This is a genomic window from Stenotrophomonas sp., assembly GCF_050737575.1.
Taxonomy (GTDB): Bacteria; Pseudomonadota; Gammaproteobacteria; order Xanthomonadales; family Xanthomonadaceae; genus Stenotrophomonas.
In genome coordinates, this window is sequence record NZ_JBOHXW010000007.1 from 41,609 (window position 1) to 53,834 (window position 12,226).

Below are 12,226 nucleotides of genomic sequence, written 5' to 3' on the forward strand. Positions count from 1 at the left end.
TCAACTGCCTGTGCACTGCTGGCAAGCGCTGCCAGGCCAATCACTGCGAACAACGGTTTCAATTCGATTCTCCGTACCAGATGCCACGGCCTTCGGTGCCGAAATAGACGCGGCCGGGAATACGCGTATCACCGGTGACGTGACGGATCACGCCGCCAATGCGCTGCGCGTCGTTATCGATGCGGATCCAGCGGCGGCCACCGTTGTCGGAACGGTACAGGCCGCGCTTGCCGGCCATCTCGCCGAATACGAACAGCACCGGCGTGTCACCGTCCTTGAGCGGCTTGCCCAGCCCGACCGAGAACACGTTGTCCAGGCCTTCCACACGACGCAGCTTGCCCGGCGACCAGTGCAACAGGCCTCGCCAACCAGCGGCAACCCAGGCCTCACCGGCCTGCCACGGATTCGGTCGGATCTCGGCACGGAACCAATCACCCACCGCGCCGACGCCGGCCTCGGCCTGACGGAATTCCACGCCGCCGTCGCCACTGACATACAGCGCGCCACTGACCGGATCGAAGCCGTAGTACACGCCGGCCTCCAGCTTGTCCGCTTCCACCACCGCATTCTTCGGCAGGCCTTTCACCGCCTGCCAGCGGCCGCCGAAGTCGGCACTGAGCCAATGGCCGCCATTGCGGGTCTGCCAGATCACCCGCTTGCCATCGGCGGCCAGGGTGATGCGCCCTGCACCTTCGCCATCTGGCGGCTCGTGCGCGAATGCCATCCAGCTGCGGCCGCCATCCTTCGACCAGGCCGCGCGCACCGCGCCTTCAGGGCGGTCATGGAAATAGCCGGTACGCACCATCAGCTGTGGTGCCTGCCCGGCATAGGCAAGGCTTTCGGTATTGGAGAAGCGCACGCCGGAAAACCGCTGCTGTGGCGTGTCCAGATCGTCATGTACGAAACCGTCGATGTCGCCCAGACCACTGACCAGGTGCGCGCCCTGCGGCGGGCTGACCAGCGCCAGCGGAACGGTCTCCTCGAAGCCGGCCAGGGGGAAACGCCAGGTCAGGCGCTTGCCTTCGTCGAAGCTGCGCAGGTCGCGCGTATCCCAGATGCCGTAGCCGGTGACGAACTGCAGGTGGCCGGGGTCGTGCGGATCGATCGCCAGCACGCCGATCCAATGCGGCCGCGCTTCCTCGGTCCACGGTGCATAGGAGTGGTCGAAGTCGGCGCGCGTGGACAGCGCAGTCCAGCTACGGCCGCCATCGATGCTGCGGAAGATGTCGTCATGCGGCGCGAAGCGGTTGAAGGTGCTGGCGACGATACGCTGCGGGTCGTGCGGATCCACCGCCACCGCGCCCCAGCCGAAGCCGTCGCCCTGCAGGTCGGTGGACTGCGGTACCGGGGTGATGTCGGTCCATGCACCGTCGCGCGGATCAAAGCGCCACAGCGCACCGTTGTTCATGGTGTCGGGGCCGGGCTGGTCGCCGTAGCTCAGCAACCAGCGGCCCAGGCTGTCGCGCACCATGTGGTTGGGGCGCAAGCCGGTCGGCTGGCCCGGCACTGCCTGCCAGCTGCTGCCGGCATCATCGGAACGGTACAGCGCGGTCTGCTGGGTCGAGACGCCGGCGTACACCGTGCGCGATGCACCGTCGCCACCCTTGCTGTCTGGTTCGAAATTGATGAAGGCCACGCCGATGGCCTGCGCACCGTCCCAGCTCTGCGCGGTGGCTGCGGTGGATTTGGCGATTGCCGGGAACGACGTCAACTCGCTCCAGCTGACACCACCGTCGGCACTGCGCCACACGCCGTTGGCGCGGGTACCGAACAACAGCACCTTGCCGTCGTTCGGATCCACCGCCAGGCGCTCACCATTGGCGCGGCCCAGTTCGTTGCCGCCCATCTTGAACGGCAGTTCGGTGCGTTGAAAACTCTGCCCGCGGTCGCTCGAACGCAGGATCACGCCGTTGCTGCCACGCTCGTGCAGATAAGTGCCCACCGCCATGTACAGGCGCTCGGGGTCGGCCGGATCGACGGCCATGCTTTCCACGCCGAAACGGCCCTGGTCGCTGGCGTCCATCCAGTCCAGCAAGGGTTGCCAGCGCTGCTGCGCCGGCTCCCAGCGGTACGCGCCACCGATATCGGTGCGCGCGTACTGCAGCCCCTGTTGCTGCGGGTGGAAGAGCAGCCCGGTGACGAAACCACCGCCGCCGATGGCGACGTTGTGCCACTGGTAGTCCACTGGCGCCGCCGGTGCGGACAGCGCGACCGTCGCTGGCAGCAGCATCGCCGCCGCCAGCATCCACCGCCGCAGAAGCCCGGCGCCCGTAGCCGCGTGTTGCTGCGTACCACCCGGGTTGAAGCGCCCGACAACTGCCATCACCGCACCTCCGTTCAAAGATCCAGGTTGGCCCGGATGCTCAATCCATAACGACGATCATTGACGTACCAGCCGTTGGGGCGACTGCTGCTGCCGTAGTAATCCGAGCGCACCTCATCCAGCAGGTTGGTGCCGTCCAGCGTCAGCGACCAGATCTTGTTGAGGTTGATCCGCAGCGACGCATCCAGCTGCCCGGTGGCGTCGTGGTACTGCGGCACGTGGCCCGCATTCGGCGGCCGCGTGGTGACCAGCCAGGTATCACGCCAGTTGTAGGCGGCACGGAAGGACACACGTTCCTTTTCGTACATCAACACCAGGTTGTAGCTCTTCTTCGACAGGCCTTCCAACGGCAGGTAGGAAATCTCGATGCCGTCGGTGCTGGCGGCGTCCGGTGCCGGTGCCTTGCTGTCCACGTAGGTGTAGTTGGCCTCGAAGCCCAGGCCGTCCAGCGCGCCCGGCAGGAAGGTGAAGAACTGGCGGTAACCGAGTTCGAAGCCCTTGATCTTGCCGTCCTGGCCGTTGGTACGGGTCTGCAGCTGGAACTCGCGCACGCACTCCATGCTCACGCATGGACGGGTCTCACCGGTGGTGGAACCTTCCAGCGGCATGTCGAAGTTCGGGTCGAAGTAATTGGCGGCGATCGTGTCGTAGTAGTAGAAGCCGTCAACCTGCTTGTAGAACGCGGTGCCGTAGATCATCGAGCCCAGGCCGAAGTACCACTCCAGCGAGGTATCGAACTGGTTGGAATACATCGGCTCCAGGTTTGGATTGCCGCGGCTGGCGTAGGAAACGCCACCGGTGTTGAAGTCGAAGAACGTGTCGTTGAGATAGACGTAGGGGTCCATCAGGTTGAAGTCCGGGCGCGACATCGCCCGCGAGGCAGCCACGCGCCACTGCAGGTTGTCGGTCAGGAACATGCGGAAATTCAGGCTCGGCAACACATCGGTGTACGAGTGCTTGGCGTTGACCTGGTTGGTGTCATTGGTGGCTGAATTCTGCGCCAGCTCATAACCGTTGACCGTGGTCTCGGTGCGCACCACGCGCGCGCCGACGTTGACGTCCCACGGAAAGCGCGCCGAGTCGTTGCCCAGGCGCAGCATCGCGTATGCGGCGTAGGTCTTCTCGGTGTACTCGCGGATGTCGGTGATCGGGTTGTAGGCGATCGGCTCGTGACCGAACATGCGCACGGTGTTCTCGTAGTCGGCGACCATCTCGTCGCAAGCAACGTAGCCGGTCGGCAGGCCGCTGTTGCCACGGAAGTGGTCACTGAACGGGAACAACCGGTAGCAGGCATTGGGGTAGTCGGCGAACGGCGCCGGAGTGAAGCTGCCCCAGGCATTGTCGGTACCGGCCGGTGCGATCTTCTGCCAGTTCCAGCCCGAGCTGCGGGTGATGGCGCTGCGGTCGGTGTAACGCACGCCCATGCGCAGGTCGTTGAGCAGGTCGCTGTCGAGGAAATCCCAGCGCAGGTCGGCGCGCCAGGAGAACTGGTCGGCGTCGTTGTTGTCGCGCTTGTCCAGGTGCGAGTACCAGCCACCGTAGTTGCTGATGTCGCTCATGTAGCCGTTGATCGGCTGACCGGTCTCGCGGTCGAGGACGGTCACCGACGGATAGCGGCCGCTCATGTCCACGCGTACCGGCGGCACGCCGTACAGGCCGGACCAGCCACGCCAGTCATCCGGATCCACCTGGCCGGCGAGCAGGTCAACCCAGTAGTTGACGCTCTCGGTGGTGGCATCGATGTACTGGAAGTCGGTCGACAGGTGCAGGTTGTCGTTGACCTGCCACTTGCCACCCAGGGCGTAGTCGGTGGTCACCGAGTTGCGCCAGTCCATGCGCGCGGTGGTGGTGATCAGCGCGTTGTTGAAAGTGCCGTACTGGAACTCGCCGTTGCCGTCGAAGCCGAACGGGTCATTGAACGCTTCGTAGCCCGGGATGCTCGGCGAAACGAAGCCCCAGCCGTTGTTGGACCAGTTCACCAGGTCCTGGGTGTTGTTGTTGAGGTTGCCCACGCGCACGCTGTATTCGCGGTTGCGGAACTTGTAGTCCGAGCGCAGCACGGTGCCGTAGATCTCGACGTCGTCGTTCGGCTTCCACTGCAGCGCCACGTACTGACCGTCACGCTCGCGATCACCGAAGTGGCTGTACATGCCGACTTCGCTGGGGATGACGACGCTCTGGCCTTCGTAGCCGGGCACATCGTCATAGGACAGGTAGCTGCCCATGTTGATGCGGTCTTCGCGGTACTGGCCTTCCTGGTGGGCGACGTTGAACAGCACGCCAAATTCACCGGCGTCGGTGTTCCAGCGGTTGGAGAACAGGATGGATGCCGAGGGCTGCAGCGAGTCGCGCAGGTCCCACTTGTTGAGGGTGAAGCTGCCGGAGACCTTCATGCCGTCCTGGTCGAAGGGCATGCGCGTGCGCAGATTGACCAGGCCACCGAGGCCGCCCTCGATCATCTCCGCGCTGGGGTTCTTGTAGACGTCCACGCCACCGAGCAGTTCGGCCGGCACGTCTTCCCAGCTCAATGCACGGCCGGCGTTGGCGGTGAAGATATCGCGGCCATTGAGCTCGCTGCGCACCTGGGTGAGGCCGCGCACCATGATGCCGCTGCCTTCGCCCTTGTTGCGGGTGATCTGCACGCCGGTGATGCGCTGCAGCGCTTCGGCGACGTTGTTGTCGGGCAGCTTGCCGATGTCCTCGGCCACGATCGAATCAACGATCTGGTCGGACTGTTCCTTGATGATCTGGGCCTTGGTCAGGCTGCCGCGGGTACCGGTGACCTCGACCGTGTCCAGCTCGGTGGCATTCGGGGTGGTGGCGGCATCCTGTGCTTGAGCGGCGGCCGACAGCAGCAGCGCCACGCTCAGGGCAAGGACGGTCGGTTGCAGACCGCTACAAGCGCGGCGACGCGCGCTATTGGCCACCGTGAGGCGGCGCTGGAACGTTGACATGAGTGTTCCCTCCCAGGACACATGACGACGATTGAGTTGTCCCCAGCACCGACGTCATTGCGCCTTTGGCACCAGGTGAAGCTGATTGAAAACCGCGTACCTGCGCACCCCGCCATGGCCGGGCGCCCGACTTACCGCTCTCCACATCACGCTGCCGGTGGATCCGCATGCCCCCCTGGCGCACGCGGGCCATGGCCCTGATACCAATGACCTGAAACAGCCACGGCGGCGAGCATAGGCGGGGGTACTCATTCCCGACCAATGAAAAAATGCGCAGGATCTATATCAGAAGCGAATACCCAAGGATCAGCCCGCCGGCGGATACAAGCGCCGCGCGGTCGCCCGCAGTGCCTCCAGGACCCGCTCCGCGCCTGGCGAGAGCAGTTGATCGCGGCGGCGGATGATGCCGAAGAACTCCATGCGTACGTCCAGGGCGATCGGCAGCACCAGCATCTGCCCGGTCTGCAGGTAGGGTGCGACCGACTCGGCCGGCAGCGCGGTCAGCAGGTCGCTGTGCCGCAGCAGGTGGATGGTGACCGGCAGCGAGGTGGTCTCGACGATGTTCTGCGGCGGTACCAGGCCATGCTCGAGGAATACCGCGTCCAGCCGTGAGCGCAGCACGCTGCCCTCCGGCGGCATGATCCAGCCGTGGTCGACCAGGTCGCCGTAGCTGACCCGCTGGCGCCCGGCCAGCGGATGCCCGGCACGCACGATCACCGAGTGAGGCTCGTCGGCCAGCGGCTCGAATTCCAGCTCGCTGCTGCCCTCGGCGCCCATGATGCGGCCGACCACGATGTCCAGTTGGCCATCCAGCAGCTTGGCCACCAGCGGGCGGCTGTAGTCCATCTCGATCTTGATCAGGATGTCGGGGAAGTCGCGCTTGAGCGCGGCCACCGCCTGCGGCACCAGGTTGGTACCGGGGTTGACCACGGTACCGATCGCGGCCTGGCCGGTACGGCCGCTACGCAGCGCCGCGATCTCGTCCTGGGCGCGGCCGATCTCCGACAGCGCCGAGCGTGCGCGGCGGATCATCACCTGCCCGTACCACGTGGGCTCGACCCCACGCGCATGCCGCTCGAACAGCGGCACACCCAGCAGGTCCTCCATTTCGGCCAGCAGCTTGGATGCCGCCGGCTGGGTCATGTTGGCGGCCTCGGCCGCGCGCAGCACCGAGCGCTGCTCGTACAGATGCAGCAGCAGCAACAGGTGACGGGTCTTCAAACGGGTGGCGCTGAACCATCCGGTAGTAGGCTGAACCATGCGCGCCGATCCCCTCGACTGAGTAGCTATTCGCCCAGCGAATACATTACGACAAAAATTTCATTTGTCGCACATAGGTTCTCACGCAAGGCTATGCCACGCTTCCGTCAGCACCGCTGCCGCCCTGCCGGGCAGGCGCGGCCAGTACCGACAGCAGGCTTCAGGGAGAAAGGGATGAGGATTTCACGATCAGCCGGCGCCAACAGCGCTGGCGGATGCTGCGTCTGCCGGGCCGGAGGCCGCCGATGAGCGGGCGCCTGGCCGGCAAGGTGGCCGTGGTGACCGGCGCCGCCAGCGGCATAGGCGCGGCCATCGCCCGCCTGTTCCATGCCGAAGGCGCGCAGGTGATCGGCATCGACCTGACTCCCGGCGATGCCGATGGCTTCAGCCTGCTGCAGGGCGACATCACCGATACCGCCGCGATGCGCCGCCTGGTCGACGGCATCCTTGGCCAGCACGGCCGTATCGATGTACTGGTCAACAATGCCGGTGCCGACGTGTTCTCCGACCCGCTCGCGCTGGACGACGCGCAGTGGCAGCGTTGTTTCGCCCTGAACCTGGAGGGCGCCTGGCAGCTGTGCAAGGCCGTGCTGCCGGGCATGGTCGCGCAACAGGCTGGCGCCATCGTCAACATCGCCTCGGTGCATGGCCACAAGATCATCCCCGGCGCGTTCCCGTACCCGGTGGCCAAGCACGCCTTGATCGGCATGACCCGCTCGCTCGGCATCGAATACGCCGCGCATGGCATCCGCGTGAACTCGATTTCGCCGGGGCTGATCCTGGTGCCGCGCATCGAGGCCTGGTTCGAGCGTGAACCCGGCGCCCGCGAACGCCAGACCGCCTTGCTGCCGCCGCGCCGCATCGGCACACCGGAGGAAGTCGCCTACACCGCGTTGTTCCTGGCCGGCGACGAAGCGCACTTCATCAATGCCACCGATATCCTGATCGATGGCGGCCGCTCACAGGTGTACCACGACTGACATGACCACCCTGCCCTTCCAGCTGCCTTTGATCGCCATCCTGCGCGGCATCACGCCAAGCGAGGTGGACGCGCATGTCGATGCGCTGGTCGAGGAAGGTTTCGACGCGATCGAGATCCCGACCAATTCACCAGGCTGGCTGGAAAGCGTGCAACGCAGCGTACAACGCTATGGCCAGCACGCCTGCATCGGTGCCGGCACGGTCGTGCAGCCCGCGCACATCGACGGGTTGTTGCAGGCCGGCGGCCGCTTGATGGTCACGCCCAATACCGACCCGCAGCTGATCCAGCGCGCGGTCGCCGAAGGACTGCTGGTGGCGGCGGGATTCGCCACTGCCAGCGAAGCATTCCAGGCACTGCGGGCAGGCGCGCAGATGCTCAAGCTGTTCCCGGCTTCCATCCACGGCCCGGCACTGGTGCGCGCGTTGCGCAGCGTGCTGCCGCCGGTTCCCCTTTTCGCCGTCGGTGGCGTCTCCCCCGACACCCTTGCCAGCTATCTTTCCGCTGGTTGCGTGGGTGCGGGCATCGGCGGTGACCTTTATCAACCCGGCCAGGCGGTGCAGACCACGCGTGAACACGCGCGGCGCTTCCGCCAGGCCTACTTGGACCACTCCGCATGAAGATCGTGCGTCTGACCACCTACCAGGCAGCACCACGCTGGCTGTTCCTCAAGATCGAGACCGACGAAGGCATCAGCGGTTGGGGCGAGCCGGTAATCGAAGGGCGTGCCGCCACGGTGGAAGCGGCCGTGCACGAACTCGGCGACTACCTGATCGGCAAGGACCCGGCACGCATCAACGACCTCTGGCAGGTGTTGTACCGCGGCGGTTTCTACCGCGGTGGCGCGATCCTGATGAGTGCCGTCGCCGGCATCGACCAGGCCCTGTGGGACATCAAGGGCAAGGCATTGGGTGTACCGGTCTACCAGTTGCTTGGCGGCCTGGTGCGTGATCGCATGAAGACCTACCGCTGGGTCGGCGGTGACCGCCCCGCCGAGATCGTCGCCCAGATGCGGCATTACCAGTCGCTCGGCTTCGACACCTTCAAGTTCAACGGCACCGAGGAACTGAAGCTGATCGACAGCCCGCGCGCGGTGGATGGCGCGATTGAAAAGGTCGCCGCGATCCGCGAGGCACTCGGCAACAGCGTCGATTTCGGCATCGATTTCCATGGCCGCGTGAGCGCACCGATGGCGCGCGTGCTGCTGCGCGAACTGGCACCGTACCGGCCATTGTTCGTCGAAGAACCGGTGCTGCCGGAACAGTGGGAGTACTACCGGCCGTTGTCGGAGATCAGCAGCATTCCGTTGGCCGCTGGCGAGCGCATGTATTCGCGCAGCGAGTTCAAGCCGGTGCTGGCTGCCGGCGGCCTGTCCATCCTGCAACCGGACCTGTCGCACGCCGGTGGCATCAGTGAATGCCACAAGATCGCCGCGATGGCCGAAGCGCATGACGTCGCGCTGGCCCCGCATTGCCCGCTCGGCCCGGTGGCACTGGCCGCCTGCCTGCAGCTGGATTTCGTCAGCCACAACGCGATGCTGCAGGAACAGAGCATCGGCATCCATTACAACGAAGGCGCGGACCTGCTGGACTACGTCATCAACAAGGACGACTTCGCCTGCGACGCGCAGGGCTGCATCGCAGCGCTTCCCAAACCGGGCCTGGGCGTGGAGATCGACGAAGCACGCCTGATCGAAGCCAACCGCAATCCACCGCGCTGGCGTAACCCGTTGTGGCGTCACGCCGACGGCAGCGTCGCCGAATGGTGAGTGCGCCGAGCGCGACAGCGGCGCAGCTGCTGGTCGACAGCCGCTGCGAACTGGGCGAAGGCATCCTCTGGTGCGACCGCAACAAGGTGCTGTACTGGACCGACATCCTCGCCGGCCGCCTGTGGCGCTTCGATCCCGCACACGGGCACAGCCAGTACTGGCAGCTGCATGAAGCACTTGGGTGCCTTGCGCTGGGTGCCGATGGCCGCCTGCTGCTGGGTCTGGCCAACGGCCTGTACACGGCCGACCCGGAAGCCCACCTGCACAGCGCGCAGCTGCCACTGCAACTGCTGGTCGCCGTGGAGGCCGATGATGCCAATACCTGCATCAACGATGGCCGTGCCGACCGCGATGGCAACTTCGTGTTCGGCACCAAGAGCGACCACCCGGATGGCCGTCGCGGCGGGCGCCATTATCAGTGGAGTGCCGCACACGGACTGCGCCCGCTGCCGCTGCCCTTGGCCACCATTCCCAATGCCATCTGCTTCAGCCCGGACGGCAAGCGCATCTACTTCTGTGACTCGCTCGATGGCCGCCTGCTCACCGCGCGCTACGACGCCGCCTCGGCGCACGCCGAGCAGATCGAGGTCTTCGTCGCGCTGGCTGAAACCGGCGTGGAGCCCGACGGTGCCGTTGTCGATGACGATAGCTGTCTGTGGAACGCACAGTGGGGCGCCGGCCGCGTGGTGCGCTATTCGCCGACCGGTGAAGCCACCCGACTGGTGACGCTGCCGGCACGGCACAGCTCCTGCTGCGTGATCGGTGAGGATGCGCTGTACATCACCAGCGCACGCATCGGCCTGGATGCGCACGCGCTTGAACATGAGCCGCTGTCCGGCGGCGTGTTCGTGCTGCCGCTGCACGGCACCCGTGCGCGCGTGGACCGGGTGCTGCTGCCATGATCGCGGTTGACTGGGGCACCAGCAGCCTGCGCCTGTACCGCCTGGATGTCGAAGGCCATGTGGTCGAGCGTCGTCGCAGCGAACAGGGCCTGCAGGCCAGCGCCGGTCAGTTTGAAAGCGTGCTGGCCGCACAGATCGCCGGCTGGGACGATCCGCTGATCCTGCTGTCGGGCATGGTCGGCAGCCGTGGTGGTTGGCGCGAAGTGCCCTATCTGCCCTGTCCGGTTGGTGTGGAGGAACTCGCCACCGCCCTGGTGCGCCTGGAGTCTGCGGCTTTCAACGAGCGCCAGTTGTGGATCGTGCCCGGGGTCAGCAACACCGGCAGCGGCGTGAGCAGCGATGCCGTGCCCGACGTCATGCGTGGCGAGGAAACCCAACTGGCCGCCCTGCTGGCCGTCCTGCCGCGCGGCAACCACGTGGCCTGCCTGCCCGGCACGCACAGCAAGTGGGTGACGATCACCGACGGCCGCGTGCATCGCCTGGCCACGGCGATGACCGGCGAGCTGTACGCGGTGCTGCGCAACCACAGCCTGCTCGGCAAGCTGATGCCGGCCGATGACAGCCGCGTCGATGCATGGGCCTTCGAGAGCGGACTCAAGCGCAGCCGCCAAACAGGCGGCCTGCTGCATCACCTGTTTGGCGTACGCACGCTGGGCTTGTTCAACCAGATGGAAAGCAGCGCCTTGCCGTCCTACCTGTCGGGCCTGTTGATCGGCCACGAGATCCTCGCCTCCGGCGTACTCCAGCACAGCCCGCGCCTGTCACAGGTACACCTGATCGGCAACGACCGCCTGCTCGCGTTGTATGCCCAGGCCTTGATCGCCTGGGGCGTTGGCGTGCAGCGCCACCCCGAAGACCTCGCCGCGCGTGGCATGCATGCGCTGTGGCAGCACCGCACATAGTCCCTCTCTCTACGGGAAAGGGTTCGGGGTGAAGGCCGGCAAAACATCTCCCCACCCATCCCAGGCAACAAGAAGCACTGCATGCGTTCAACCCATTCCTGGCACCTGCTGCTCCTGCTCTCATTGGCCTGCGCGTTTTCCGCGCCCTACAGGGCAGAAGTGCTGATCCAATCGATCAGCTACCAGGGCAACGACAAGCAGCCACCGCTGCAGGCAGGCAACTACCGCAACCCGATCGTACCGGGCTTCCATCCCGATCCATCGATCGTGCGGGAAGGCGATGACTTCTACCTGGTCAACTCCACCTTCGGCTATTTCCCGAGCCTGCCGGTGCATCACAGCCGCGACCTGGTGAACTGGACGCAGATCGGCAATGCCATCGACCGCCCCGGCCAGATCAACTACGGCAAGGACGAACTGACCCGCGGCCTGTTCGCTGCGTCGATCAGCCACAACGATGGCAGGTTCTAGATCGTCAACACCTGCTTCTACTGCGACGGTGGCAATTTCCTGATCCACGCCGACAATCCGGCCGGCCCGTGGTCGGACCCGATCTGGCTGGACGTGCGTGGCATCGATCCTTCGTTGTTCTTCGACGCCGATGGCAGCACCTGGGTAGTGCACAACGACGTACCCGATGGTGTGCTGCGTTACGACGGCCACGGCGCGATCTGGCTGCAGCAGATCGAACTGTCTACCCGCAAGGCCATCGGCGCTCGGCGCCTGCTGGTGGATGGCGGCGCCGACCCTGCCAGCAAGCCCGAGTACATCGAAGGCCCGCATATCTTCAAGCACGACGGCTGGTATTACCTGACCGCAGCCGAAGGCGGCACCGGTGAGCAGCACGCGCAGATGATCTGGCGCAGCCGCACCATTGCCGGCCCGTACCAGCCCGGCCCGGACAATCCGGTATTGACCCAGCGCGATCTTGATCCGGCACGCCCGCAGCCGGTGACGTCAGCCGGACATGCACAGTTCGTGCAGCTTGCAGACGGCAGCTGGTGGACGGTATTCCTCGCCGCCCTCCTCGGAAAGCGGCGTTCGAGCCAGGCGGAGCATCGACGGCCTGCAAAGAGGCCTTCGCTCCGCGTCATGTCATTGCTGACGCTTGTGCGACCGGGCCTTGTCGGCCTGGCTC

The 12,226-nt window shown here is 65.6% G+C and carries 8 protein-coding genes and 1 pseudogene; 6 read left to right on the top strand and 3 right to left on the bottom strand.

From position 1 onward, the window contains the following. Window positions 1-58: 58 nt before the first annotated feature. From ACREP4_RS13610 to ACREP4_RS13620, 3 genes are all read right to left on the bottom strand, one after another. Window positions 59-2,323 (bottom strand): cellulase, encoded by a 2,265-nt coding sequence (locus ACREP4_RS13610; protein ID WP_431596731.1) that lies wholly within the window; start codon window positions 2,321-2,323, stop codon window positions 59-61. 14 nt (window positions 2,324-2,337) lie between these two features. Next, on the bottom strand, window positions 2,338-5,277 hold the full coding sequence (locus ACREP4_RS13615; protein ID WP_431596732.1) for a TonB-dependent receptor: 2,940 nt from the start codon (window positions 5,275-5,277) through the stop codon (window positions 2,338-2,340). A gap of 306 nt (window positions 5,278-5,583) precedes the next feature. Continuing rightward, window positions 5,584-6,537, bottom strand: coding sequence for a LysR substrate-binding domain-containing protein (locus ACREP4_RS13620; protein WP_431596733.1), 954 nt, complete (start codon window positions 6,535-6,537; stop codon window positions 5,584-5,586). 245 nt (window positions 6,538-6,782) lie between these two features. Here ACREP4_RS13620 and ACREP4_RS13625 point away from each other — a divergent pair, with 245 nt between their 5' ends. The 6 genes and pseudogenes from ACREP4_RS13625 to ACREP4_RS13650 form a co-directional block, all read left to right on the top strand. Continuing rightward, complete coding sequence (locus ACREP4_RS13625; protein WP_431596734.1) at window positions 6,783-7,517, top strand: SDR family oxidoreductase; 735 nt, start codon at window positions 6,783-6,785, stop codon at window positions 7,515-7,517. Next, window positions 7,486-8,136, top strand: coding sequence for a 2-dehydro-3-deoxy-6-phosphogalactonate aldolase (locus ACREP4_RS13630; RefSeq protein WP_431596735.1), 651 nt, complete (start codon window positions 7,486-7,488; stop codon window positions 8,134-8,136). The genes ACREP4_RS13625 and ACREP4_RS13630 overlap by 32 nt, the downstream gene beginning before the upstream one ends. Next, entirely contained in the window at window positions 8,133-9,284 is a 1,152-nt protein-coding gene (gene dgoD, locus ACREP4_RS13635; RefSeq protein ID WP_431596736.1) for a galactonate dehydratase, read from the top strand. The genes ACREP4_RS13630 and dgoD overlap by 4 nt, the downstream gene beginning before the upstream one ends. Further along, window positions 9,278-10,186 (top strand): SMP-30/gluconolactonase/LRE family protein, encoded by a 909-nt coding sequence (locus ACREP4_RS13640; RefSeq protein WP_431596737.1) that lies wholly within the window; start codon window positions 9,278-9,280, stop codon window positions 10,184-10,186. The genes dgoD and ACREP4_RS13640 overlap by 7 nt, the downstream gene beginning before the upstream one ends. Continuing rightward, window positions 10,183-11,088, top strand: a complete 906-nt coding sequence (locus ACREP4_RS13645) for a 2-dehydro-3-deoxygalactonokinase (protein ID WP_431596738.1) — start codon at window positions 10,183-10,185, stop codon at window positions 11,086-11,088. Before ACREP4_RS13640 ends, ACREP4_RS13645 begins: the two co-directional genes overlap by 4 nt. An 81-nt stretch (window positions 11,089-11,169) precedes the next feature. Next, window positions 11,170-12,108 (top strand): annotated as a pseudogene (locus ACREP4_RS13650) (glycoside hydrolase family 43 protein); the annotation flags it as partial. Between the last annotated feature and the right edge of the window lie 118 nt (window positions 12,109-12,226).